Annotated in this window: 20 protein-coding genes; 13 read left to right on the top strand and 7 right to left on the bottom strand. The window is 63.6% G+C overall.

All coding sequences use genetic code 11. From position 1 onward, the window contains the following. Positions 1-105: 105 nt before the first annotated feature. From tssE to tssG, 3 genes are read left to right on the top strand one after another with little or no spacing between them, the layout of a single operon-like run. Positions 106-621, top strand: a complete 516-nt coding sequence (tssE, locus tag AB4Z32_RS06690) for a type VI secretion system baseplate subunit TssE (RefSeq protein ID WP_441935145.1) — start codon at positions 106-108, stop codon at positions 619-621. Position 622: 1 nt separating this feature from the next. After that, a complete protein-coding gene (gene tssF / locus AB4Z32_RS06685; RefSeq protein ID WP_441935144.1) occupies positions 623-2,464 on the top strand; it encodes a type VI secretion system baseplate subunit TssF in 1,842 nt (613 codons plus the stop codon). Continuing rightward, entirely contained in the window at positions 2,428-3,474 is a 1,047-nt protein-coding gene (tssG, locus tag AB4Z32_RS06680; protein WP_441935143.1) for a type VI secretion system baseplate subunit TssG, read from the top strand. Before tssF ends, tssG begins: the two co-directional genes overlap by 37 nt. Here tssG and AB4Z32_RS06675 read toward each other — a convergent pair. Further along, positions 3,453-4,127 (bottom strand): MOSC domain-containing protein, encoded by a 675-nt coding sequence (locus tag AB4Z32_RS06675; protein WP_441935142.1) that lies wholly within the window; start codon positions 4,125-4,127, stop codon positions 3,453-3,455. The two genes, tssG and AB4Z32_RS06675, sit on opposite strands and share 22 nt — an antisense overlap. Positions 4,128-4,296: 169 nt before the next feature. Beyond that, positions 4,297-6,528, bottom strand: a complete 2,232-nt coding sequence (locus AB4Z32_RS06670; RefSeq protein ID WP_441935141.1) for an NADP-dependent isocitrate dehydrogenase — start codon at positions 6,526-6,528, stop codon at positions 4,297-4,299. A gap of 330 nt (positions 6,529-6,858) precedes the next feature. On the opposite strand from AB4Z32_RS06670, the gene AB4Z32_RS06665 reads away from it, so the two are divergent. Beyond that, a complete protein-coding gene (locus AB4Z32_RS06665) occupies positions 6,859-8,043 on the top strand; it encodes a PQQ-dependent sugar dehydrogenase (RefSeq protein WP_441935140.1) in 1,185 nt (394 codons plus the stop codon). Positions 8,044-8,051: 8 nt separating this feature from the next. Then, positions 8,052-8,357, top strand: a complete 306-nt coding sequence (locus tag AB4Z32_RS06660; RefSeq protein ID WP_441935139.1) for a hypothetical protein — start codon at positions 8,052-8,054, stop codon at positions 8,355-8,357. Between the two features lie 9 nt (positions 8,358-8,366). Here AB4Z32_RS06660 and AB4Z32_RS06655 read toward each other — a convergent pair whose 3' ends face one another. From AB4Z32_RS06655 to AB4Z32_RS06645, 3 genes are all read right to left on the bottom strand, one after another. After that, entirely contained in the window at positions 8,367-9,860 is a 1,494-nt protein-coding gene (locus tag AB4Z32_RS06655) for a hypothetical protein (protein WP_441935138.1), read from the bottom strand. A 224-nt stretch (positions 9,861-10,084) separates the two neighbouring features. Beyond that, entirely contained in the window at positions 10,085-11,335 is a 1,251-nt protein-coding gene (locus AB4Z32_RS06650; RefSeq protein WP_441935137.1) for a sensor histidine kinase, read from the bottom strand. Continuing rightward, a complete protein-coding gene (locus AB4Z32_RS06645; RefSeq protein WP_441935136.1) occupies positions 11,332-12,885 on the bottom strand; it encodes an ATPase domain-containing protein in 1,554 nt (517 codons plus the stop codon). Before AB4Z32_RS06645 ends, AB4Z32_RS06650 begins: the two co-directional genes overlap by 4 nt. A 321-nt stretch (positions 12,886-13,206) precedes the next feature. Here AB4Z32_RS06645 and AB4Z32_RS06640 point away from each other — a divergent pair, with 321 nt between their 5' ends. Beyond that, positions 13,207-13,686 carry an SgcJ/EcaC family oxidoreductase gene (locus AB4Z32_RS06640; RefSeq protein ID WP_441935135.1) on the top strand — a complete coding sequence of 160 codons (480 nt, stop codon included), beginning with the start codon at positions 13,207-13,209 and terminating at the stop codon, positions 13,684-13,686. A gap of 143 nt (positions 13,687-13,829) precedes the next feature. Here the strand turns inward: AB4Z32_RS06640 and glmS are convergent, their stop codons facing one another. Continuing rightward, on the bottom strand, positions 13,830-15,659 hold the full coding sequence (gene glmS, locus AB4Z32_RS06635) for a glutamine--fructose-6-phosphate transaminase (isomerizing) (protein ID WP_441935134.1): 1,830 nt from the start codon (positions 15,657-15,659) through the stop codon (positions 13,830-13,832). 150 nt (positions 15,660-15,809) lie between these two features. Between glmS and AB4Z32_RS06630 the strand changes: the two genes are divergently transcribed. Beyond that, positions 15,810-16,283: an Lrp/AsnC family transcriptional regulator gene (locus tag AB4Z32_RS06630; RefSeq protein WP_441935133.1), complete on the top strand. Its 474-nt coding sequence runs from the start codon at positions 15,810-15,812 to the stop codon at positions 16,281-16,283. Between the two features lie 438 nt (positions 16,284-16,721). Here AB4Z32_RS06630 and glmU read toward each other — a convergent pair whose 3' ends face one another. After that, entirely contained in the window at positions 16,722-18,095 is a 1,374-nt protein-coding gene (glmU, locus tag AB4Z32_RS06625; RefSeq protein WP_441935132.1) for a bifunctional UDP-N-acetylglucosamine diphosphorylase/glucosamine-1-phosphate N-acetyltransferase GlmU, read from the bottom strand. Positions 18,096-18,129: 34 nt separating this feature from the next. Here glmU and AB4Z32_RS06620 point away from each other — a divergent pair, with 34 nt between their 5' ends. The 6 genes from AB4Z32_RS06620 to AB4Z32_RS06595 all read left to right on the top strand — a co-directional run bounded on the left by AB4Z32_RS06620 (position 18,130) and on the right by AB4Z32_RS06595 (position 23,159). Next, entirely contained in the window at positions 18,130-19,026 is an 897-nt protein-coding gene (locus tag AB4Z32_RS06620; protein WP_441935131.1) for a DUF6279 family lipoprotein, read from the top strand. An 86-nt stretch (positions 19,027-19,112) separates the two neighbouring features. Continuing rightward, positions 19,113-19,751 carry a 16S rRNA (guanine(966)-N(2))-methyltransferase RsmD gene (gene rsmD / locus AB4Z32_RS06615; RefSeq protein ID WP_441935130.1) on the top strand — a complete coding sequence of 213 codons (639 nt, stop codon included), beginning with the start codon at positions 19,113-19,115 and terminating at the stop codon, positions 19,749-19,751. Positions 19,752-19,843: 92 nt separating this feature from the next. Further along, the gene (gene coaD, locus AB4Z32_RS06610) at positions 19,844-20,347 is read left to right on the top strand and encodes a pantetheine-phosphate adenylyltransferase (protein WP_441935129.1); all 504 of its coding nucleotides are present in this window, start codon (positions 19,844-19,846) and stop codon (positions 20,345-20,347) included. A 23-nt stretch (positions 20,348-20,370) separates the two neighbouring features. Beyond that, positions 20,371-20,631 carry a YfhL family 4Fe-4S dicluster ferredoxin gene (locus AB4Z32_RS06605; protein ID WP_441935128.1) on the top strand — a complete coding sequence of 87 codons (261 nt, stop codon included), beginning with the start codon at positions 20,371-20,373 and terminating at the stop codon, positions 20,629-20,631. Positions 20,632-20,898: 267 nt separating this feature from the next. Further along, positions 20,899-22,497 (top strand): methyl-accepting chemotaxis protein, encoded by a 1,599-nt coding sequence (locus AB4Z32_RS06600; RefSeq protein WP_441935127.1) that lies wholly within the window; start codon positions 20,899-20,901, stop codon positions 22,495-22,497. Positions 22,498-22,538: 41 nt separating this feature from the next. Further along, positions 22,539-23,159, top strand: coding sequence for a chalcone isomerase family protein (locus tag AB4Z32_RS06595; protein WP_441935126.1), 621 nt, complete (start codon positions 22,539-22,541; stop codon positions 23,157-23,159). Positions 23,160-23,890 lie beyond the last annotated feature (731 nt).

Here is a 23,890-nt window from a genome sequence, read left to right as displayed (position 1 = left end):
TGGGTCTTGCTCCCGCTCAATGTTTTGGTAGCGCCTTCCCAACTGAACTATTTTTTCGGCGGCGTCTATGTAAGACTCTCGGCTGGATCACGCGAGGGGATGCCGATGAAGGGTTTCACGCCTGGTTTATTCGACCGCCTGCTCGGTGTGCCGACGCGTGGCGCCGGCAGCGCCACGGTGTCGCGGATCTCGGCCGAGGACTTGAAGGATGCGGTCGCGCGCGACCTCGAGGCCCTGCTGAACACCCGTGCCGTGATCCCGGAAGCGCTGCTCGAGGACTACCCCGAATGCAGCAATTCGATCCTGAACTACGGCCTGAGCGACTTCGCCGACCGCTCGCTGTCCAGCCCCACCGACCGCGCCCATATCTGCACCTGCCTGGAACAGGTCATCGGGCGCCACGAACCGCGCCTGCGCAACGTGAAAGCCTCGCTCGAGATCAGGGAGGGCGCGGTGAACCGCCTGAATTTCTCGATCACGGCGCTGCTGGTGGCCAGCAGCTCGCAGGAGCCGGTCAACTTCGACGCCGTGCTGCAGCGCTCCACGCTCCAGTACAGCATCAGCAAGGCAGGACGGACGGCGGTGGCGGCGCCGTCCGCGTCCGCGCCGGTGGGAGCCTGAGGTGGAACTGCTACTGCCGTATTACGAGCGCGAGCTCGGTTACCTGCGCCGCAACCTGCGCGACTTCGCGGAACGCTATCCGAAGATCGCCGGCCGCCTCCTGATCAGCGGCGAGGTATGCGAGGACCCGCACATCGAGCGCATGATCGAGTCCTTCGCGCTGCTCAACGCGCGCATCGCCAAGCGCCTCGACGACGATTATCCCGAGTTCACCGAGGCGCTGTTCGAGGTGCTGTATCCGCACTACCTGCGGCCCTTCCCCTCGTGCTCGATCGCACGCATGGACGTCGCCGCCGCCGCCGCGCAGCAGACCGGCGCCAGCGTCATCCCGCGCGGCACCCAGCTGAATACCCGGCCGGTGCGCGGCGCCGCCTGCACCTTCCGCACCGTCTACCCGGTCTGCGTGGCGCCGCTGGAACTCGCCGAGGCATCGTTTTCCGCCATCATCCGCTGCCCGGAAGCGGTAAGGCTGCCGGGCGGCGCCGGCGCCGGCCTCAAGCTCAGCATCGCCGCAACCGGCGAGCAGGCGCCCGGCCAGTTGCAGCTGGCGCGGCTGCGCGTGTTCATCGACGGCGAGCCTTCGTTCTGCGCGGCCCTGCGCGATGCGCTGTTCATGCGCACCGTCGGCGCCTGGGCCGAAGCCGACCGCAGCGGACGCTGGGTGCCGCTGGACGCGATCCCGATCCATGCCGCCGGCTTCGACGACGACGATGCCCTGATCGACTTTCCGGCGCGTTCCCATCCCGCCTACCGGCTGCTGACCGAGTACTTCTGCTTCCCCGAAAAATTCAACTTCTTCGACATCGACCTTGCCGCGCTGGCGGGCGCGCTGCCGGCGGGGAGCAGGACGCTCACCCTGCACCTGGCGCTGTCCGGCCTGCGCGCCGATTCGAACACCGCGCGCATGCTGGAGACGCTGTCGACGAACAACGTGCTGCTCGGCTGCACCCCGGTGGTCAACCTGTTCCGCCAGAAGGGAGAGCCGATCCGCCTGACCCATGCCAGCGCCAGCTATCCTGTGCTGGCCGATGGGCGCCGCGCCTTCGCCTACGAGGTGCAGACGATCGAGTCGGTCTCGCTGGTGCGCCAGACGCCGCAGGGCGAATCCATCATCGAATACCAGCCCTTCTATTCGCTCAAGCATGCGCAGGCGCCTTCGATCGGCGGCCATTACTGGGCCCTGCGGCGCGACGAGACCCTGCGCGACAGAAGCCCGGGCTTCGAGACCCAGATCACGATCGTCGACATCGACTTCGATCCCGCCGCGGTGGAGACCGACACGCTGAACCTCGAACTCATCTGCACCAACCGCGACCTGCCTTCCCAGCTCGCCTACGGCCAGCGCGGCGGCGACCTGTTCCTCGAAGGCGGATCCAGCGTGAAGTCGATCGTTTTCCTGCGCAAGCCCACCAATTCCTGGCGCTTCGAGCACGGACGCGGCACCCACTGGCGCCTGATCTCCCACCTGTCGCTGAACCACCTGTCGCTGACCTCGGACGGCATCGACGCCTTCCGCGAGATGCTGGCCCTGTACGACCTGCCGCGCTCGGCCTCTTCGCAGCGCCAGATCGCCGGCATCAATGGCATCGAACAAAAGGCCGCCAGCGCCTGGCTGCCGGGGAATCCGTTCACCTGCCTGGTGCGCGGGGTCGAGGTGCGCCTGACCATCGACGAGGAAGCCTTCGTCGGCAGCGGCATCCACGCCTTCGCCCACCTGATCGAGCGCTTCCTGGCCCTCTACGTCCACGCCAACAGCTTTACCAGGCTGACCATCGTCTCGCACAAGACCGGAGAGGAGCTACTCGCATGTTCGCCAAGAAGCGGCGATTCGAGCCTGCTGTAATCGAGCGCCTGTTCAAGGAACCCTGGCGCTTCGAATACTTCCAGGCGGTGCGCCTGCTCGAGCTCTGGCTCAGGCGCCAGCGCCAGTCCCGGCTTGACCCGGTGGCGCAGGTGCTGCGCTTCCGGAACTCGACCTCGCACGGCTTCCCGGCCAGCCAGCTCGAAGCCATCCACCTCGAGACCCACGACGACGAAAGCCTGCGCCACGTCCACCTCACGCCCGCCTTCATGGGCCTGTTGGGCTGCAACGGCGTGCTGCCGGCCCACTACAACGAACGCATCGCCGAGCACGAGCAGCGCCACAAGGACGAAGGCCCGCGCGCCTTCCTCGACACCTTCTCGAACCGCTCGCTGGCCCTGTTCTACGAAGCCTGGCGCAAATACCGGCTGCCCTTCAAATACCAGCTCGAGGGCAGGGACAGCTTCCTGCCCCTGCTGCTCGGGCTGGCCGGCTTCGGCAATGCCGCGCTGCGCCAGCGCCTGGCGCAAGGACACAACGGCGCGGTGCTCGACGAATCGGTCGGCTACTTCGCCGCCGCGATCCGGCACCGGCCGGCCTCCAGCAGCCAGCTCGCGCGCGTGCTGAGCGAATACTTCGGCCAGCCGGTGGCGGCCGAACAGTTCGTCGGCCAATGGTACGAGGTGCCGCCCGCGCAGCAGACCATCCTCGGCCAGGCCACCGCCGTGCTGGGCGCCGGTGCGATGGCGGGCGTGCGCGTGTGGCAGCGCGACCTGCGCCTGCGCCTCGTGATCGGACCGCTGGACCGCGCCAGCTTCGGCGCTTTCCTGCCCGGTGGCCTGGCGGCGAAAGCCCTGCACTCCCTGCTGACCCTGTTCACCGGCGTGACCCTCGAATACGAAGTGGAACTGGTGCTGCGCGCGGCCGACGTGCGCGAGGTCACCCTGCGGGATGGCACCCATATCGGCCGCCTGGGCTGGGATGCCTATCTGGTCGACGGTCCCCAGCACGCGGACCGCCGCGACGTGCGTTACGAACTGAATTCGCTGTAGCCGCCCTCGTCGTCGAACAGGCCTTCCCCATCCCAGCAGCGCAGGCCTGCCGCGGCCTGGCCCGACACCGCCTTGCCGGCAAGGCCCAGATTTGCGGCCAGGCGCGGGAAGGCGCGGCAGTAGCTCGACTGCACCCCGGCCAGGCGCGCCAGCCTGGCATGGCTCAGCACCATCCCGTCCGGCACGGCGCGCAGCACCCGGGCCACCCGCAGGCGCCAGTCCTCATCCCAGGCCGGCAGCATGCGGCCCAGGTCGCGGATGCGGTCGCCGGGCCGGATGACGCCGCCGGCCAGCACGCGCGCCAGCACGCCGCGGCGCGGGCCGATCCGCGCCGCCACGCCGGCCTGGAAGGCATCGAGGTGGCCGCAGGCTTCGCACTGGAACATCAGCCGCAGCAGGATCTCGTCGCCGATGCGCAGCACACTGCCGGAGACCAGCTGCGAAGTGTCGAAGTCGACCAGCAGGTTCTCGCCCAGCGCCTGCGTGGGCAGTTTGAAATCGGCATAGGCCGGGGCGCCGGCCAGCAGCACCTGGCGCGGCGACAGCGGATCGGCATGGCGCTCGCCGGCCAGGCCCACGCCGGCGATGGCCTCGGCATGCGGCGCGCCGTCCGCCAGCGCCAGCACCTGCCCGAGTCCTGCACCGATCATCATGTGTTCATCCCCAAAAAAGCGTCGTCCCCGCGGAAGCGGGGACCCAAGTTTGCAAGCGCTTTCATAGCGCGAACAAAACTTGGATCCCCGCCTGCGCGGGGACGACGGATTCAAGAGCGCGGCCCTAAGGTATTCAAGGGCCCGGTCCTCCGTGGAGAACCTGCTTCTATCAGGCAGCCGAAGCCAGTGCCTGGTTGAAGGTCGCGCTCGGACGCATCACGGCTTTCACCTTGGCGTTGTCCGGCTGGTAGTAGCCGCCGATGTCGACCGGCTTGCCCTGGATTTCCAGCAGCTCGGCCACGATCTTCTGCTCGTTCTCGGCCAGGGTCTTGGCCAGCGGCGCGAAGAAGGCGGCCAGCTCGGCATCCTCGGCTTGCTGCGCCAGTTCCTGGGCCCAGTACAGCGACAGGTAGAACTGGCTGCCGCGGTTGTCGAGTTCACCGGTCTTCGGCGACGGCGACTTGCGGTTGTCCAGCAGCTTGCCGGTGGCGGCGTCCAGGGTCTTGGCCAGCAGTTTGGCTTTCGCGTTGCCGGTCTTGATGCCCATGTCTTCCAGGCTCACCGCCAGTGCCAGGAACTCGCCCAGCGAATCCCAGCGCAGGTGGTTTTCTTCGGTCAGCTGCTGCACGTGCTTCGGTGCCGAGCCGCCGGCGCCGGTTTCGTACATGCCGCCGCCCGCCATCAGCGGAACGATCGACAGCATCTTGGCGCTGGTGCCCAGTTCCAGGATCGGGAACAGGTCGGTCAGGTAGTCGCGCAGGATGTTGCCGGTCACCGAGATGGTGTCCAGGCCGCGGGCCACGCGCTCCAGGGTGTAGCGCATCGCGCGCACCTGCGACATGATCTGGATGTCCAGGCCCGTGGTGTCGTGATCCTTCAGGTAGGTCTTGACCTTCTTGATCAGTTCATTCTCGTGCGGGCGGTACGGGTCCAGCCAGAACACGGCCGGCATGCCGGAGTTGCGGGCGCGGGTGACGGCCAGCTTGACCCAGTCGCGGATCGGTGCGTCCTTCACCTGACACATGCGCCAGATGTCGCCCTTCTCGACGTTCTGCGACATCAGGACTTCGCCGGTGGCGAGGTCGGTGATGTTGGCGACGCCGTCTTCCTGGATCTCGAAAGTCTTGTCGTGCGAGCCGTATTCCTCGGCCTGCTGCGCCATCAGGCCCACGTTCGGAACGGTGCCCATGGTCTTCGGATCGAAGGCGCCATGCCATTTGCAGAAGTTGATGATCTCCTGGTAGATGCGGGCGAAGGTCGATTCCGGCAGCACGGCCTTGACTTCCTTCAGGCGGCCGTCGGCGCCGTACATCTTGCCGCCGGCACGGATCATGGCCGGCATCGACGCATCGACGATCACGTCGTTCGGCGAGTGGAAGTTGGTGATGCCCTTGGCCGAGTCGACCATGGCCAGTTCCGGACGGTGCTCCTGGCAGGCGTGCAGGTCGCGGATGATCTCTTCGCGCTGCGAATCCGGCAGGGTGGCGATCTTGTTGTACAGGTCGGCCATGCCGTTGTTGACGTTCACGCCCAGGCTGTCGAACAGGGCGCCGTGCTTTGCGAAAGCGTCCTTGTAGAAGATGCGCACGGCGTGGCCGAACACGATCGGGTGCGAGACCTTCATCATGGTCGCCTTCACGTGCAGCGAGAACATCACGCCGGTCTTGCGCGCGTCTTCGATCTGCTGTTCGTAGAAGTCCAGCAGGGCCTTGCGGCTCATGAACATCGAATCGATGACCTCGCCGTCCTGCAGGGAGACCTTCGGCTTCAGCACGATGGTCTGGCCGCTCTTGGTCAGCAGTTCCATCTTGACGTCGCGGGCGCGGTCGAGGGTCATCGACTTCTCGCCGTGGTAGAAGTCGCCGTGGGTCATGTGCGACACGTGGGTGCGCGAGGCCGGCGACCATTCGCCCATCGAGTGCGGGTTCTTGCGGGCGTATTCCTTGACCGCCTTCGGTGCGCGGCGGTCGGAATTACCTTCGCGCAGGACCGGGTTCACGGACGAGCCGATGCACTTGCCGTACCTGGCCTTGATCTCTTTTTCTTCGTCGGTCTTCGGATCGGCCGGGTAGTCGGGCAGGTTGTAGCCCTTGCCCTGCAGCTCCTTGATCGCGGCGGTCAGCTGGCCTACCGAGGCGCTGATGTTCGGCAGCTTGATGATGTTGACTTCCGGCGTCAGGGTCAACTTGCCCAGCTCGCTCAGGGCATCGGGCACGCGCTGTTCCGGCGTCAGGCGCTCGGGGAACTGGGCCAGGATACGGGCAGCGACCGAGATGTCGCTTTCCTGGATGGTGATGCCGGCGGGCTTGGTGAAGGTGCTGATGACGGGCAGGAAGGCGTGGGTGGCCAGCAGGGGCGCCTCGTCGGTAAGGGTGTAGATGATGGTCGAATCGCTGCTCATACGCTTTTTCCTCGGTGTTCGCGAAGGTAAGGGAAACTAATACTAAAAAGATATCAACTGTCTGGGCTCGCGGATCGCGCACGCCATCAGGCGATGATGTCAGGCGATGATCCTAACCGATCTACTCCGATGCGAGGAGCTTTTCGCCAGGCGGATCATTTTGCCGCATGGCCAAGTCTTATATAAGACAGAAGACAAGCGCCATATTATGCACCGCTTTTCAGGCGGACACCACCCTTTCGCGCTTTTCGGCGTCAAGCGCGCGCCGCCAGTGGCAGGTTTGCTTCATCCTGCGGCAACGCGAGTCTGGCGACCGATCCGGAGGCTCCCATGCTTTCCTGGCGCATCCTTATACCCTTGTCCCTAATGCTGACCGCCTGCGGCGGCGGTGGCGGTACCTCCGGCGGCGGCACACCGGTGCTGCCTCCCGCACCGCCGTCCGCCGCCCTCACCCTGGCGCTGGCCCCCTTCGCCAGTAACCTGTCCAGTCCCACCTTCCTCACCACACCGCCGGGCGACGCGCGCCAGTTCATCGTCGAACGCGCCGGCCGCATCCTGGTCATGCAGGGCGGCAGCCTGCTGGCCCAGCCCTTCCTCGACCTGCGCAGCGTCACCGACGTCGCCGGCGAGGGCGGACTGCTGTCGATGGCCTTCGATCCCGGCTATGCGACCAACGGCCGCTTCTACGTCTACCGCACGAATGCGAATCACGACATCGTGGTCGAGCGCTACACGGTGTCCGGCGATCCCAACCGCGCGGATGCCGCGTCGGCGCTCGCCATCATCCAGATCCCGCACCCGACCTATATCAATCACTTCGGCGGCCTGGTCGCCTTCGGTCCCGACGGCTATCTCTACCTCGGCACCGGCGACGGCGGTTCCGAAGGCGATCCGAACGGCAATGCGCAGAACCTGGGCTCGCTGCTGGGCAAGATGCTGCGCCTGGACGTGAGCGGCGCCAGCTCTGCACTGCCCTACCGGATCCCATCCACCAATCCCTATCTTGGCCAGGCGGACGTACGGCCCGAGATCTGGGCGAACGGCCTGCGCAACCCCTGGCGTTTCGCTTTCGATGCCGACAAGCTCTACATCGCCGACGTCGGCCAGAACCTGCGCGAGGAAGTCGACCTGGCGCCGGCGTCGCAAGGCGGGCTGAACTATGGATGGAAAGTCATGGAAGGCAGCACCTGCTACCAGGCGCCCAGCTGCAATCGCAGCGGCCTGGCGCTGCCGGTGCTCGAGTACAGCCATGCCGATCCCGGCAGTCCGTGCGCGATCACGGGCGGCTTCGTGTACCGCGGGACGGCGATCCCGGAGCTGGCCGGGCGCTATTTCTATTCCGATTACTGCGCCGGTTTCGTGCGCAGCTTCCTTGCCTCCGGCCTGGCCGTCTCCGAACAGCGCGACTGGAACATCGCCAAGCCCGGCCAGGTGCAATCGTTCGGCCGGGACGGGCAGGGCGAGCTGTATGTGCTGACCGCGAGCGGCATCTGGAAGATCGTCAAGGGACAATAGGCAAGCTCATGAACGCCTCCAGCGGCATCGCGGGCGAAGTCATCCTCCGCCCCGTCAGTCCGGTCGAAGGGCCGGGGATACCCACCCATCGCCCCTACGCGGCCGGCATCCGCATCATGGATGAGAGCGGCCGCACGGTGACCGAATGCCGGAGCGGTCCCGACGGGCGCTTCCGGGCCGACCTCCCGCCCGGCACCTATGTCCTGCATGCCGAGCCGGACGTGGCCGGCCCGCGGGCGCCCCCGCAGACCGTGACCGTGGAAAAGAAGCGCTACACCGCTGTCCGCATCGTTGTCGACAGCGGTATCCGCTGAGCACAGGTGCTAAGTAGCGAAGCCGAAGCCGACGATGCGGCTGGTCCAGTCCTGGTTCCTCTGCACATACTCGTTGACCAGCCAGGCGCGCCTGGCGTTGCGGGTGTCGAGCGTCACCGCCGAGTAATCGCCCCAGCGGCCGCCGCCGTACCAGGTCGGGCTCGTGAATGCCGCCGTGCCCGGTCCAAGGATATACGGCAGGCCGTCGTTATGGTCGTAGCCGGAGAAGCGCACCTGGGCATTGGTGCCGTTCCTCGGGTCCGTCATCGTCCATGTCACGAAGATATCGTCGCCGGCGTTCGCCGCGATCGAGGCATTGAAATCGTAGGAGGTCGAGGTGCCGAAGAAGAAGGCGCTCTGGATGATCGAGTTGGTGGCGGTATTGATCTCGTAAAACCTGGGGGCGGCATAGCCGACCAGGTTGATCGTGTGCACCTGCCAGAGGGAGTTGCCCATCTGCGTGCTGGCATTGACGAAGCGGCCGTCGAGGGTATCGAGCAGCGCGCCGGTGCCGGGCTGCGGCGCGTCCGGCGGCGCCGAATACGCGGCCACGGCGACGTTCACCGGCCCGCTCAGCTGGATGCCGTTCGGCCGGCTCGAGTTGGTCAGGGTGTACAGGCTCAGTGCGCTGCCGCCCGCCGCCGCGACGAGGTAGGTGCGCGCGTTCTGGTCGAGGACGTTCGGCGGCGCCAGCGTGCCGCGCAGGCCGGTGAACACGGGCACCGCGAAGCCCAGGCCGTTGTAGAGGCGCGCCTTGGCGACGGCGAACATGTCGGCACCGCGGAAGCCGCCGGAGGCGGCGAAGATATTCGCCGTCAGGATGATCGAATCCTGGTCCATGCCGAGCTGTGGATAATCCCAGAAGTCGCCCGCGGCGAAGGTGACGTTCAGTCCATAGATGAAATACGGACCCGCCGCATTCGACGAGGTCGAGACGGCGATGAAATACAGCTGGCGCGTGGCCGACTCCTGGAAGGCGACGGCGGTCACGATCCAGCGGTTCCAGGTGGTGTCGTACACCGCGCGCGGATCGAACAGGATCTGGGCGGTGTAGCCGAAGAAGGACGCCAGCGAAATGCTGGTGCGCTGGGTCGGGTTATCCCGCGCATAGATGTCGATGTGCGAATTGGTGACCTCGACGAAATGCTCGCGTCCGATCGCGCCATGGGTGTCGGGCGGCGTGAGCCCGTCGACATTCGAGGCGCCCTGGAAATTCGGTCCGACCAGCACGATCGGGACGCGCGGCTGCGCTTCGGCATGCAGCGCGGTGTGCACATCGGCGGGCTTGTCGGCCGTCGCCCCCGCTTCCTGCAGCCTGGCCTTCATCTCCGCATAGTCGGCGGCGGGCATGGTCGGCAGGAAGGGCTTCATGCGCTGCTGCGCCGAAAGATTCTGAGCGGGCGCCGGCATGTTCCGCATGTCCTCCATCATGGTGTCCAGGGTCCTGGTCTGCGCGGGACTTGCTTCGAGCTTTGCGTCAGCCTCGATGAACGAATGTTCCATGGTGTTTCTCCTTTTGCCTGAAATGAATTGCGATGCGCGATGCGCGTTGCGTGTCTGAGGCGTGTACCGGAGCACGAAGCGGAATATTCCTACTTCGATTCGGACTTACCGAAGATGGGCTTTCCCTTTTTTGGCGATTCCGGCATCAGCTACTATCGTGACAAAGCTGCCACGGCTTCTTGATCGAACTCAGCGGCTAAAGCGTGGAGAAAAGTGACCCTAATCTAAGGTCTGGAAGGCAGTTCTGCCACGACAGGCAGCCGAATGGAGAAGGTGGCGCCCTGGCCGCGGCCGGCGCTGCTGACGCTGAGCGTGCCCTCGTGCAGCTCGACGATACGGCGGGCGATATACAGGCCGAGCCCGAGACCGGTGGCATTGTCGTGCTGCTGCAGCCTGAAGGCACCGAACACGTGCGGCAGGTCTTCCGCTTCGATGCCCTGGCCGGAATCCGTGATGTCGATCTCGACCATGCCATCGAGCCGCCGGATGGTGATGCGGATGACGCCGCCCACCGGCGTGAATTTGACTGCATTGAACAGCAGGTTCCAGATGACCTGCTGGAGGCGCCGCCCGTCCGCATCGAAGCGGATAGGGTCGCCGTAATCGGCCGGCGTCACCCGTATCTGGATCTGCTTGGCGTGCGCATGGGGCTCCACCGTCGAGATGGCGTCGCGCAAGACCTGTCCCAGCACGACACGCGTGCGTGTGATCGACATCTGCCCGGTCAGCGTGCGCGCGGCGTCGATCAGGTCCTCGACCATCCCGGCTTCCTGGCGCACGTGCACGCGCATCGATTCGAGCCCGCTGACCGCTTTGGGCGGCAGGTCGGGAGTCGTGCGCAACAGTATTTCGATGCGCATCGACAGCGCCGAGAGCGGCGTGCGCATCTCGTGCGAGACCGCCGCCAGGAACAGTTCGCGTGTCCGGTTTACGCGTGTCAGGTCATCGATGGTTTCGCGCTGGCGGTCGAGCGTGCTCGACAGTGTTTTCAGGAGACCCGCATAGGTGCTCATGCGTTTGTCGGACACGGGCGCATCGAGCCGCGCCTCGTTCCACAGCAGGTGGCCAGCCAGTCCGATCTGCTTGGCGATACGCTCGCAGGCCAGCGGTGAACTGAAGTCGGCGAAGCGCCAGCCAAACACCAGCACGCCGTAGACCTGGCCGCGCAGCAGCAGCGGCTGGGCGCACACGCGGAAGCCTTCGCCGAATTGCCCGGATGCGGAATCCGCCTGCGCGCATGCCTGCTGCACCAGCGCGCGCTCGAAAGCCGTACCGGGACCGTCCTCGGCCCACAGGGTCGAGCGTTCCGCCAGCAAGGCCGACATGCGCGAACCCGTCAGGGGACCGATGTGGCGCACGCCTGCCGCGTCATAGGCCGACGTGACGAGGCCCGTCGCTTCCGTGAACTGCCGTAGCGGCGTATGCCAGTCGCTCCAGTCGACCGGTGTGTTGTCTGGCAGTTCGGCCTTGATCACCTGGGATTTTCGTTCGGCATGCGCGCCGAGTCGGGCAGAGGGTTGCCGCTGGCCACGGCTTCTTCGATGGCCGGGCTCTGGCGCGATGGCGAGCGCGACAGCAATCCGTAGTAGGACGAGAACGGCAGTTGCGGCACGGCCTGGGTATCGCTGCCGTTTTCATCCAGCAGAACCAGGCCGCCGACGCCGATTTCGTATTCGCGCGTGACTTGCACATTGCGGCTGCCGCGCACCTTCGGCACGGCCAGCGCGCGCCGCAGCACGGTCGAGATTTCCACGTAGTTGAGCAGGATGATGTTGTCGACCAGGTGCGAGCCCTTGAGTTCCTCGCTGATCTGCGACACGCCCAGCAGTTCCGGGCTTTCGTAGTTGAACAGGGTCGTTGCCAGGCGGTTCTTGAAGAAGCTCGCCAACGCGTACAGGTAATCGGCAACCTCGTCGGCACTGGTCATTTCATACACAGCCACCGAATCGAGCGCGATACAGTCGATGTTCTCCTGCTCGACCAGCTTGACGATACGGTCGAAGTGCACGTCCAGTTCGAGTTCCAGCGGCGACTCATAATGGATGAAGAGCTTGCCATCGTCGATCAGGCCCTGCAGATCGAATCCGAGCGACTTGGCGTTGCGGATCAATTGGCGCGGATGTTCGTCAAGGCTGACCAGCAGCGCCTTGTGGCCATTCTTGATGGCGTCGGTCAAAAACTGGACGCTGAACACGGTCTTGCCGGTGCCGGAAATACCGCTCACCAGCGTCACCGATCCTTCGTAGATACCACCAGCCATCATCTTGTCGATGGCCGGCGAACCGGTCGACAGGCGCCGTTCCGAGGTCGGCTGGTCGGGCGAGGCGACCGGGCGCGACTGGGCACGGCGGTACACATGCACACCGATCTCCGGTTCGATGCGCATGGTGTGGCTGCCGCCGATGAAATCCTGGCCGCGCGACTTCGTGACCTTCAGGCGGCGGTGCGCCCGGCGCCTTGCCTCGCCGAACGTGAGCGAAATGATGGTGTCGAAAACGAAGCGCTCGTGCGCCAGCACGCCGGTCAGCGATTCGTCCTTTTCCGCCGTGACCATGGTGGTCACGCCCAGACGCGTCAGGCCTTCGATCAGCAGGTGCACGTCTTCGCGGAAGGGCATGTCGTTCACTTCCGCGTACAGGCGCAGCGGCGTCAGGCCGTCGATCAGCAGGCGCTTGGCTCCCATCTCGACGAGCGAGGCGGCGAAGGCGCCGTCGTCACTGCGGAACTCGCTCAGCAGCACGGCCGGACTGGTCTGGATGATCTTGATCTTGCCCTGGTCGATCATGCCCTGCAGGTCCCAGTTGAAGCCGGCGGCATCGCGCATCAGCTTGGCGGGATCGAGTTCGAAGGACACGATGGCGCCCGGCTCGTCGTAGTCGAGCGCGCCGTGGTAGATGAAGCCCAGCCCGAGCGTGGTCTTGCCCGAGCCGGGCGGACCTTCGACGATCAGGTTGTTATTGCGGGGAATGCCTCCGTGCAGTACCTCGTCCAGCCCGGTAATGCCCGTCTTGACCAGTTCGTTCATCGATTCACCCTCTATAAGTGTGTCAGCTTAACATGCGGCGGCGCAACAGTCTGCCGGCGATTGCCGGCACCAGTGGTGGCTCGATGTAATTTTTTTACGTGAAATTAGCGACAGATTCTAAGACAACTCGCCGTCATGTATTAACACGATTGAAACATTCTGAACGGCGATTCTTTCGCGTCCCCAGCCTGCTGCAAGTGCGTTTGCAGCGTTTAGGCGACACAAATTCAAGCGAGCCGGTACCCGTTAGGCACAGCCCTATGATCGGCCGGTAATTGATGAGTGATCCCTGGCTGCACAACCCGTGAAAGGAGATTCGCCATGAAGCTGTTCGCTCTTGCTGCCGCCCTCGCGCTGGCCGGCTGCGCCTCGCAACCGGCGCAGCCAGGGAAGACCTATACGCACGTACCGCGCACCGAAAAGTGCAAGCCGACCTCCGAAAAGAAGATCGCGGCCCTGTTCGACCGCTGGAACGACTCGCTGGAATCAGGTGATCCGCACAAGGTCGTCGCCAACTATGCGGACGACGCCATCCTGCTGGCGACCGTGTCCAACCAGCCCAAGCTGACGCCGGCGGAAAGAGAAGAGTATTTCGAGACTTTCCTGCTCAATGAACCGTCCGGCAAGATCGACCTGCGCCGCATCTACCTCGGCTGCAACGTCGCCGTCGATGCCGGCCTGTACACCTTCACCTTCGACAGGACCGGGCAGGTGGTGCCGGCCCGTTATACCTTTACTTACCGATGGGATGGGGAGCAGTGGCTCATTACAAGCCATCATTCTTCGGTGTTGCCGGAGTAGCCGTGAAAAAGCGGGAGTTTGCCGCCTATCTCAAGTTATGGCGCCGACTCGCTGGACGCGCGCCGGCTGGACTCGGACATTAAAAAAACAGGCCGCGACCTGTGGGGTTCGCGGCCTGCTGCTGTTCAGGACAAGCTGTCTTCTTACTCCACCGTCACCGACTTCGCCAGATTACGCGGCTTATCCACATCGGTACCACGCGCCAGCGCCGTGTGATACGCCAGCAGCTGCAGCGCCGCCACGTGCAGGATCGGCGACAGCAGGCCGTAGTGCTCCGGCAGACGGATCACGTGCAGGCCTTCGCTCGAGGTGATGTGGGTGTCGACGTCGGCGAAGCAGTACAACTGGCCGCCGCGGGCGCGGACTTCCTGCATGTTCGACTTCAGCTTTTCCAGCAGGGCGTCGTTCGGGGCGATCGTCACCACCGGCATCTCTTCGGTCACCAGCGCCAGCGGGCCGTGCTTCAGCTCGCCTGCCGGGTAGGCTTCGGCGTGGATGTACGAGATTTCCTTCAGCTTCAGCGCGCCTTCGAGGGCGATCGGGTAGTGGATGCCGCGCCCCAGGAAGAGGGCGTTTTCCTTGCGCGCGAATTCCTCGGCCCAGGCGATGATTTGCGGCTCCAGCGCCAGCACCGAGCTCAGCGCGACCGGCAGGTGGCGCATCTGCTTCAGGTAAGTGGCCTCTTCCTCGTCGCTCAGGCGGCCGTTCACTTGCGCCAGAGTCAGGGTCAGCAGGAACAGCGCGGCCAGCTGGGTGGTGAAAGCCTTGGTCGAGGCCACGCCGACTTCGACGCCGGCGCGGGTGATGTAGGCCAGCTTGCACTCGCGCACCATGGCGCTGGTGGCGACGTTGCAGATGGTGAGCGTGTGGACCATGCCCAGGCTGCGGGCGTGCTTCAGCGCGGCCAGGGTGTCGGCGGTTTCGCCCGACTGCGAGATCGTCACCACCAGGGTCTGCGGGTGCGGGACGCTGTCGCGGTAGCGGTATTCGCTGGCGATCTCGACGCTCACCGGGATCTTGGCCACCGATTCGATCCAGTACTTGGCGGTGAGGCCCGCGTAGTAGCTGGTGCCGCAGGCCAGGATCAGCACACGGTCGATTTCCTTGAACACGCGGAAGGCTTGGTCGCCGAACAGTTCCGGCATGATGCCGGTGACGCCTTCGAGGGTGTCGCCGACCACGCGCGGCTGCTCGAAGATTTCCTTCTGCATGTAGTGGCGGTAGGGACCGAGTTCGGCGGCGCCGGTGTGGGCGTGCACGGTTTTCACTTCGCGCTCGGCCGGGCGGCCGTCGACGTCGACGATCCAGTAGCGGGCCAGTTGCAGGTCAACCACGTCGCCTTCTTCCAGGTAGATGATCTGGTCGGTGGTGCCGGCCAGCGCCATCGCGTCCGAGGCGACAAAGTTCTCGCCCTTGCCCAGGCCGACGATCAGCGGAGAGCCCTGGCGCGCGGCCACCACGCGGTGCGGCTCTTCGCGGCAGAATACGGCGATGGCGTAGGCGCCGTGCAGGCGTTTCACGGCCTGCTGGACGGTCTCGAACAGGTCGCCGTTGTACATGTGGTCGACCAGGTGGGCGATGACTTCGGTGTCGGTCTGGCTGGTGAATTTGTAGCCGAGATCCGTCAGTTCGCGGCGCAGCTCGTCGTGGTTCTCGATGATGCCGTTGTGGACCAGGGCGATACGGGCGTTCTCTTCGGTCGGCGAGAAGTGCGGGTGGGCGTTCTTGGTGGCCGGGGCGCCGTGGGTGGCCCAGCGGGTGTGGGCGATGCCGGTGAAGCCCTGCAGCTCGGTTTCCTTGATCTGGGATTCGAGGTCGGCCACGCGCGAAGTGCTGCGCGAACGCTGCAGACGGCCGTCGACGTGCAGGGCAACGCCGCAGGAATCGTAGCCACGGTATTCAAGGCGCTTCAGACCTTCGATCAGGATAGGGGTAATGTTGCGTTGAGCTACAGCTCCGACGATACCGCACATGGTTGGACTCCAATAGAAATTAACAGATGTCAATAATGTAGAGCAGACGTTATGAAATAAGCTTTCAGAATCCAACCATTTTTGATAGATTATTTCACGATCCATCTAACGTGAAATATTCTTTCAAATTTCAAAGAAATCTTTATAAAAATGTCGACAGAGCCCCATGTCTTGGACGAACTTGATCGTCGCATCTTAAATACGCTACAAATTGATGCATCTCATACGAACGCCGAATTGGCGGAATTGGTACACGTATCGCAGCCAACTTGCCTGCGGCGCGTCAAACAGCTGACCGAAAACGGTGTTATCGAACGGCAAGTTGCGATCGTCTCGCCGGACAAGGTGGGCGCGCGCCTGACTGCCATCGTCGAGATCACGCTGGACGTGCAGGCCGCCGACCGCATGGAGGAGTTCGAACGCGTCGTCGCAGAGGACGCCGCGGTGCTGCAGTGCTACCGGGTCGCGCCCGGCCCCGACTTCGTGCTGGTGGTGCAGGTTGCCGACATGCCGGCCTACCACGCGCTGGCGCACCGCCTGTTCACCACGCATAAGAACGTGCGTAACGTAAAAGCCTATTTCTCGACCTTCCGCAGCAAGTTCGAGACCCGTATCGTGGTGTAAAAATACGGTCACGCACAAGTCATCCACAGGGGATTGTGGATAATGTGGATAAGCTGTTTACCTGTAAACTTTGCCATCGGCGAAGTAATGCACAGCTCATCCACAGTTGGTTGTGGACAGATTGTGACATTGCCGAATTTGTGAGCAGAGGGTGTCATCGGCCGCAAAAACGGCCGCTCGACGGGGACGAGCACCCGTTTCATGCGTTGTGGATAACCCCGGCAATCAACACCCCGATCATGCCGCAGCCGCTTCCAGCGCCAGAGAAGAAAAGCTTGATAAAACAAACACCAATAAAGACAACAGGCCCGTCGGATCACCGTACGGGCCTGTGGATGACTTTGTGGATGACTGGGCGAAAACCCTGTGCAAAGCCGGTGGACCAGGCTGTGCCCAAGCTGTTGCCAAGCTGTGGCTATACTGTGCGCAGCCGGTGGATTACTTCGTCTTGACCGGACGCGTCCAGTTCTCGATCGTCATCTGCTTCGGACGCGAGATCGTCAGCTTGCCGGCCGGCGCATCCTTGGTCAGCGTGGTGCCGGCGCCCAGGGTCGCGCCCTTGCCGACGCGCACCGGGGCCACCAGCTGGCTATCGCTGCCGATGAAGGCTTCATCTTCGATCACGGTGCGGAATTTATTCGCGCCATCGTAGTTGCAGGTGATGGTGCCGGCGCCGATGTTTACACGCGAACCGACGTCGGCATCGCCTACATAGGCCAGGTGGTTTGCCTTGCTGTGGGCGGCGACCTTGCTGTTCTTCACTTCGACGAAGTTGCCGATATGGACATCTTCGGCCAGTTCGGTACCCGGGCGCAGGCGCGCGTAGGGGCCGATCTGCGATTTGTCGCCGACGCTCGCGTCTTCCAGGTGGCAGAAGGGTTTGATCTGGACGCCGGCGCCGACCCTGGTATTCACCAGCACGCAGTTGGCGCCGATGGTCACGCCGTCCGCCAGTTCGACACGGCCTTCGAACACGCAGCCGACGTCGATCGAGACGTCACGCCCGCAGATCAGTTCGCCGCGCACGTCGATGCGGGCCGGATCCAGCAGGTGCACGCCCTTTTCCAGCAGCGCATTCGCGATGTTCAGCTGGTGGCGGCGCTCGAGTTCGGCCAGCTGCACCTTGCTGTTCACACCGGCGACTTCCCACTCGGCGGATGGATGCGCCGACACCACCGGCACGCCGTTCGCCACCGCCTGGGCCACGACGTCGGTGAGGTAATATTCGCCCTGGGCGTTATTGTTCTTGAGCGCGCCCAGCCAGCCGTTCAGGTGCCTGGTCGGGATCACCATGATGCCGCTGTTGATTTCCTTGATCGCGCGCTCTTCCTCGTTGGCATCCTTCTCTTCGACGATGCGCACGATCTTGCCGTCTTCGCGGATAATGCGGCCCAGGCCGAAGGGGTTGTCCTGCACCACGGTCAGGATCGCCAGCTTGTCGTCGCCGGCGGCCTCGACCAGGCGCTGCAGGCTGGCGCTGGTGGTCAGCGGCACGTCGCCGTACAGCACCAGGGTCGGCGCGTTCTCGTCGACTAGAGGCAGGGCCTGCATCACTGCGTGGCCGGTGCCGAGCTGGGGCTGCTGCAGGGCGGTGTCGATGACGATGCCGGCGTCAAGGCCCCATTCGTGAACCGCACTCGGCACAGCTGCGCCGCCGTGGCCATAAATCACGCATAATTTACTCGGCTTTAAGCTGCGCGCCGTGTCGATGACATGCTGTAACAGCGGCTTCCCAGCCAGTGGATGCAAGACTTTGGGCAGGGCGGATTGCATGCGCTTTCCCATGCCGGCGGCGAGGATGACTACGTTCATAGGCCGTTCTCAATAGAAAATGTAGTTGAATAACATGAAAAAGTTTAACACGCACCAATCGCTGTTCCAGCGCGCACGCCTGCTGTTTCTGGTCGCGCTGATGGTTCTTGCCGCAGGTTGCAGCACGATCCGCTTTACCTACAACCACGGCGATACCTTGCTGTACTGGTGGTTGAACGCTTACGTCGACCTCGACAGCGACCAGTCCGACTGGGTCAAGAAGGATATCGACAACCTGTTCCAGTGGCACCGCGCGACCCAGTTGCGCGACTACGCCGGCCTGCTGGGCAAGATGCAGCGCCAGCTCGGCGACGGCAACGTCACCCAGGACGAGCTGCTGTCCGATTACCGCGACATCAAGGCGCGCACCGAACTGCTGGCCTTCAAGGCGCTGCCCCAGCTGGCCGACCTGGCGATGTCGATCAAGCCCGGCCAGATCGCCCAGATGGAGCAGAAGTTTGCCAAGAATAACGACAAGTTCCGCAAGGAGTTCATGAGCGGCAGCGTCGAGGATCAGCACAAGGCCCGCTTCAAGAAGGCGATGAGCCAGTTCGAGCTGTGGCTCGGCAGCTTCAACCGCGACCAGGAAGCGGCGCTGCGCCGGGCCTCGGATGCGCGTCCGCTGGACAACGACGTCTTCCTGCAGGAACGCATGCTGCGCCAGAAGAAGATCGTGGCCCTGCTGCGCCGCGTGCACGACCAGAAGCTGAACAAGGAACAGACCATGTCGGCCGTGCACGACCTGCTGCGCGACATGTTCGACCGCACGGAGGCGCCGGAGCGCAAAGCCTTCTACGATGCCTATGTGGACAGCACTTCGAAGTTCATCCTGACCGCGATCAAGTTGACCACGCCGGAGCAGAAACAGCACGCGCAGAAGCGGATGCAGGGCTGGATCAACGATTTCAACGCCCTGGCGCAGGGGAAATAATCGCGATCGTGGACATGGATGCCCGCCCTACCTGACTCGGCCGTAGGGTGGGCACCCCGTGCCAACCTGCATGCTATAGTCCGGCCATGCAAAAGAAGTCCTCACACAAACCTTCGTATCCCCGCCGCCCGGGCCCGCCGCAACAGGTGCGCATCATCGGCGGCGCCTGGAAACGCACGCCGCTGCCCGTGCTCGACGCCTTCGGCCTGCGTCCCACACCCGACCGCGTGCGCGAGACCGTGTTCAACTGGATCCGCCACCAGACTGGCGGCGACTGGGACCAGCTCGACTGCCTGGACCTGTTCGCCGGCAGCGGCGCCCTCGGCTTCGAGGCGGCCAGCCGCGGCGTGCATTCCGTCACCATGATCGATACCCTCGGGCCGGTGGTGCGCCAGCTCGAAACCATCAAGGAAAAGCTGAAAGCCGACAACGTCAGGATCCTGCGTGCCGATGCGCTGGCCGTCGCACGCGACCTGGCCCAGCGCGGCCAGCGTTTCGACCTGATCTTCCTGGACCCGCCTTATCAACAGGATTTCCTGAGCCAGGCCCTGCCGCTGTGCGCCGGCCTGCTGAAGGAGGGCGGCCTGGTGTATGCGGAGGCGGGTGCGGCCCTGCCGTTCGCGGAAACGGAACAGGACAGTACGCCGGAGTGGCTGTCGGGCTGGCAGCTGGTGCGTGGCGACAAGGCCGGCATGGTCTACTTTCACCTGCTGAAGTTGCACTAAAACACGGCAATTTCAGCCCCATCCTGGGGCGGCTGCCGAATTTTCAGGCATAATGCGCGCTTATTCAGGTGCATTTCTCCAGGGGAGCCGCAATGGTTGTAGCCGTTTATCCAGGTACGTTCGATCCGCTGACCCGCGGCCACGAGGATTTGGTGCGTCGCGCATCGGGTCTGTTCGACACCCTGGTCGTCGGTGTCGCCGACAGCAAGAACAAGAAACCGTTCTTTTCGCTCGACGAACGCCTGGAAATCGCCAACGAAGTGCTCGGCCACTATCCGAACGTGAAGGTCGAAAGCTTCAGTGGCCTGCTCAAGGATTTCGTGCGCAAGCATGATGCGCGCGTGATCGTGCGCGGCCTGCGCGCCGTGTCCGACTTCGAGTACGAGTTCCAGATGGCCGGCATGAACCGCTACCTGTTGCCCGACGTCGAAACCCTGTTCCTGACCCCGTCCGACCAGTACCAGTTCATCTCCGGCACCATCGTGCGCGAGATCGCGATGCTGGGCGGCGACGTCTCCAAATTCGTGTTCCCTTCGGTCGACCGCTGGCTGCAGAAGAAGATCGCGGCCATCACCGGCGCCGCACCGAAGGCCTGAGCTTCACGCAAGAGGTTGTAAAAATGGCTTTGCTGATTACCGACGACTGCATCAATTGCGACGTGTGCGAGCCCGAGTGCCCGAACGACGCCATCTCGATGGGCGCGGAGTATTACCAGATCGACCCGCACAAGTGCACCGAATGCGTCGGCCACTTTGACGAACCGCAGTGCGTGGCACTGTGCCCGGTCGCCTGCATCCCCTTCAATCCGGAGTGGCGCGAAACCCGCGAAGAACTCCAGGCCAAGTACGAAAAGCTGACCGCCGCCAAGGCCGCAGCCTGAGAGCGTGCTTCAAGTTCGGGCCGGCGCCTGCCGGTCCTTCCCCCGTCGACTATGACATTCGCGCAACACTGCGCCGCCATCCGCCGGCGTCCGTGTTGCACAGCAAACTTCCGCTTTTCCTCTCCGGCGACGTCGGCATGACTGTCGCTTGTGCACCCGCAGCATCGAAATAGTTCCGAATATTTAATTTGGGCAAATTGATTGGTGCTATATTTGTTATCAAAAAAATAGCACGTCCATTCTATTTTGATGGGAACGGGGAGACATATGATTAGGAATATGCGGATCGGCCAGCGCCTGGCCGTGGGCTTCGGCTTCGTGATTGCCTTGCTGGTGCTGTTGGCGGCGATCTCCTGGCTGCGGATGGAAAGCCTGAACAAGGAGATGGAAACGCTGGTGCGGGTGCGCTACGCGAATACGGTGGCCGCCAACCTGGTCAAGGAAGACGTGAGCGAAGCCACGCGCAGCATGCTCAACGTCCTGATCATGAGCGACCCCGACCAGATCAAGAAGGAACTGGCCAATACCGAAGCGCGCAGCGCCAAGGCGACCGCGGCGGTGGCGCAACTGGCCAGGCACGTCGGCGATGCCGAAGGCGAGGGCATCCTGAAGGCGATCGCCGCCATCCAGGACAAATTCCTGCCGGCCCAGACAAAATTCATCGGCCTGGTCAACGAAGACAAGAAGGACGAGGCCATGGTGAAATTCATGTTCTCGCTGCGTCCCCAGCAAACCCGTTATTTCGAGCAGCTCGACAAGTTCGTCGCCTACCAGAACGCGGCCATGAACAAGGCCGGCCAGGATGCCGCCGCCGTCACCCGCCGCACCCAGATGCTGATCCTGCTTCTCGCCGGCGCGGCCTGCCTGCTGTCGCTCGGCGTGGCGGTGCTGTCGACGCGCAGCATCACCGGGCCGCTGGCTCAGGTGGTGGAGATCGCCCGCCGCGTCGCCGACGGCGATCTCACCAGCGACATCGCCGTCGACAGCCGCGACGAGGCCGGCCAGATGATGGAAGCGCTGCGCCACATGAACGACAGCCTGATCCGCATCGTCGGCGAGGTGCGCACCAGCACCGAATCGATGGCCGGCGTGACCGGTGAAATCGCCAGCGGCAACCTCGACCTCTCGAGCCGCACCGAAGCCCAGGCCAGTTCCCTGGCCCAGACCTCGAGCTCGATGCGCGAACTGACCGATACCGTGCAGCAGAACGCGGACAACGCGCGCCAGGCGAATACGCTGGCGGCCCAGGCTTCCGAAGTGGCGGCGCGCGGCGGCTCCGTCGTGTCGCACGTGATCGCCACCATGGCTTCCATTACCGGTTCCTCGAAAAAGATCGTCGACATCATCGGCGTGATCGACGGCATTGCCTTCCAGACCAATATCCTGGCCCTGAACGCCGCGGTGGAGGCGGCGCGCGCCGGAGAACAGGGACGCGGCTTTGCCGTGGTGGCGTCCGAAGTACGCAACCTGGCCCAGCGCTCGGCGGCGGCGGCGAAGGAGATCAAGTTGCTGATCAGCGATTCTGTGGATAAAGTGCATGAAGGCAGCAGCCTGGTCGAGCAGGCCGGCGTGACGATGGCCGAGGTGGTCGAGAGCGTGCGCCGCGTGACCGACATCATGGGAGAAATCACGGCCGCCAGCGTCGAGCAGAGCGCCGGCATCGCCCAGGTCAGCCAGACCATCGTCGAGATGGACCAGACTACGCAACAGAACGCGGCGCTGGTCGAGGAGGCGGCAGCAAGCGCGTCGACGATGCAGGAACAGGCGGCGCGGCTGGCGCGTGCGGTCAGCGTCTTCAAGCTCGACCAGGATACTGCGCAGGCGCCGTCCCACCTGTCGTCCGAACCCCGGCTGACGCTGGGCTAAGCCATTACTAATGCATTACCGTTCATTCTGAGGAGACACACATGACTTCCATTTCCAATACCTCCTTTGCGCGCCGGCTGGTCGTCAAAGGCATGATGGCCGGCGCCCTGCTGGCCGCCGCCATCAGCCTGCCGGCCCAGGCGTCGGTCGACGTCAGCGGCTACAAGTTTGAGGACACCGCCAAGGTCGCCGGCAAGGACCTGAAACTGAACGGCGCCGGCATGCGCACCAAGCTGATCATCAAGGTCTATGCCGCCGGCCTCTACCTGCCGGAAAAGAAGACCGCCACCGCCGACATCATGAAACTGGAAGGCCCGCGCCGCGTGACCCTGCAGATGGCGCGCGACATCTCGTCCGAAGACTTCGGCAAGGCCTTCATGGATGGCCTGAACGAAAACGTCGACAAGGCCGAGAAGCAGAAGATCGTGGCCCAGATCGGCAAGATGGGCGAGCTGTTCGCCTCGGTCGATGCTCTCAAGAAGGGCGATGTGCTGCATCTGGACTGGATTCCGGGCACCGGTACCCAGGCTGAGCTGAACGGCAAGAAGCTGGGCGACCCCATCCCCGACATCAACTTCTACAACGCCATCCTGCGCATCTGGCTGGGCGACAAGCCGGTCGACCGCTCGCTGAAGCCGGCCCTGCTCGGCGAAGCCAAGTGATTTAAGACCCTCGCATCATCCTGGTTCGACGCGGCCCCGGGCAACCGGCGCCGCGTTTTTTTTCGCCCTGATTTTTTTACTGCGCAGCTGCCGGATTTCCGGATGAGGCCGGCCCCCATCAGGCATGCCGAGGCCGCTGGCGGCGCATGTCTTCGATAAGATCGAAACTACGATAATTCAACCACACATAGCGACTCTTCTTGAACTTCTTTCTTAGTAGCGATATCTCATCATTAAATTACGCGCATCTGCATCGTTCTAGCCGTCACATCGTCTATCAGGAAGCTGCATCGACTGTCTTACGCAGAATGCCAATGATGAAATCATCCTCTCTTAAAATCACTACAAAACTCATCAATATTTATGCATCATGCATTTTTATGAATATTCGAATTTATGCGCCATGCATACGATATCGACTAATTGTTAAATCGGTTGCTTAAAAAATCCCCAGAAAACCGGAGCGACCGGAAGTCGACCGCGATTCTTCATTCCCACTCAGGGCGGGCAGGAAACGAGGGGGTGAACGGGGTGAACGGACGAAAAAAAAGGCGCTGTTCGCGCTAAGTGTTGAATCTGCCCAGCGCCGCTCTCAAAAAGGCGTCTGGACTGGCAATGCGCTGGCCATCCAGCGCCCAGCGCCAGCCGAAGTAGTGGTCCAGGTAACGGCTGGCGATGCCGCGGAAAGGCAGCAGCCAGGTGCGCATCCGGCTGTGATAGGCGTTCACGTT

The organism is Massilia sp. 2TAF26, assembly GCF_052115005.1.
In the GTDB taxonomy this organism is placed as follows: domain Bacteria; phylum Pseudomonadota; class Gammaproteobacteria; order Burkholderiales; family Burkholderiaceae_D; genus Telluria.
The sequence above is the reverse complement of the archived record's forward strand: the minus strand, read 5'-3'. Positions and strand labels throughout refer to the sequence as shown.

What these genes read in the sequence shown, in the direction of transcription:
- tssE (WP_441935145.1), top strand. Translation starts at nt 106, where the DNA reads ATGAAGGGTTTCACGCCTGGTTTATTCGACCGCCTGCTCGGTGTGCCG.
- tssG (WP_441935143.1), top strand. Translation starts at nt 2,428, where the DNA reads ATGTTCGCCAAGAAGCGGCGATTCGAGCCTGCTGTAATCGAGCGCCTG.
- AB4Z32_RS06675 (WP_441935142.1), bottom strand. Translation starts at nt 4,127, where the DNA reads ATGATGATCGGTGCAGGACTCGGGCAGGTGCTGGCGCTGGCGGACGGC.
- AB4Z32_RS06670 (WP_441935141.1), bottom strand. Translation starts at nt 6,528, where the DNA reads ATGAGCAGCGATTCGACCATCATCTACACCCTTACCGACGAGGCGCCC.
- AB4Z32_RS06665 (WP_441935140.1), top strand. Translation starts at nt 6,859, where the DNA reads ATGCTTTCCTGGCGCATCCTTATACCCTTGTCCCTAATGCTGACCGCC.
- AB4Z32_RS06660 (WP_441935139.1), top strand. Translation starts at nt 8,052, where the DNA reads ATGAACGCCTCCAGCGGCATCGCGGGCGAAGTCATCCTCCGCCCCGTC.
- AB4Z32_RS06655 (WP_441935138.1), bottom strand. Translation starts at nt 9,860, where the DNA reads ATGGAACATTCGTTCATCGAGGCTGACGCAAAGCTCGAAGCAAGTCCC.
- AB4Z32_RS06645 (WP_441935136.1), bottom strand. Translation starts at nt 12,885, where the DNA reads ATGAACGAACTGGTCAAGACGGGCATTACCGGGCTGGACGAGGTACTG.
- AB4Z32_RS06640 (WP_441935135.1), top strand. Translation starts at nt 13,207, where the DNA reads ATGAAGCTGTTCGCTCTTGCTGCCGCCCTCGCGCTGGCCGGCTGCGCC.
- glmS (WP_441935134.1), bottom strand. Translation starts at nt 15,659, where the DNA reads ATGTGCGGTATCGTCGGAGCTGTAGCTCAACGCAACATTACCCCTATC.
- AB4Z32_RS06630 (WP_441935133.1), top strand. Translation starts at nt 15,810, where the DNA reads ATGTCGACAGAGCCCCATGTCTTGGACGAACTTGATCGTCGCATCTTA.
- glmU (WP_441935132.1), bottom strand. Translation starts at nt 18,095, where the DNA reads ATGAACGTAGTCATCCTCGCCGCCGGCATGGGAAAGCGCATGCAATCC.
- AB4Z32_RS06620 (WP_441935131.1), top strand. Translation starts at nt 18,130, where the DNA reads ATGAAAAAGTTTAACACGCACCAATCGCTGTTCCAGCGCGCACGCCTG.
- rsmD (WP_441935130.1), top strand. Translation starts at nt 19,113, where the DNA reads ATGCAAAAGAAGTCCTCACACAAACCTTCGTATCCCCGCCGCCCGGGC.
- coaD (WP_441935129.1), top strand. Translation starts at nt 19,844, where the DNA reads ATGGTTGTAGCCGTTTATCCAGGTACGTTCGATCCGCTGACCCGCGGC.
- AB4Z32_RS06605 (WP_441935128.1), top strand. Translation starts at nt 20,371, where the DNA reads ATGGCTTTGCTGATTACCGACGACTGCATCAATTGCGACGTGTGCGAG.
- AB4Z32_RS06600 (WP_441935127.1), top strand. Translation starts at nt 20,899, where the DNA reads ATGATTAGGAATATGCGGATCGGCCAGCGCCTGGCCGTGGGCTTCGGC.
- AB4Z32_RS06595 (WP_441935126.1), top strand. Translation starts at nt 22,539, where the DNA reads ATGACTTCCATTTCCAATACCTCCTTTGCGCGCCGGCTGGTCGTCAAA.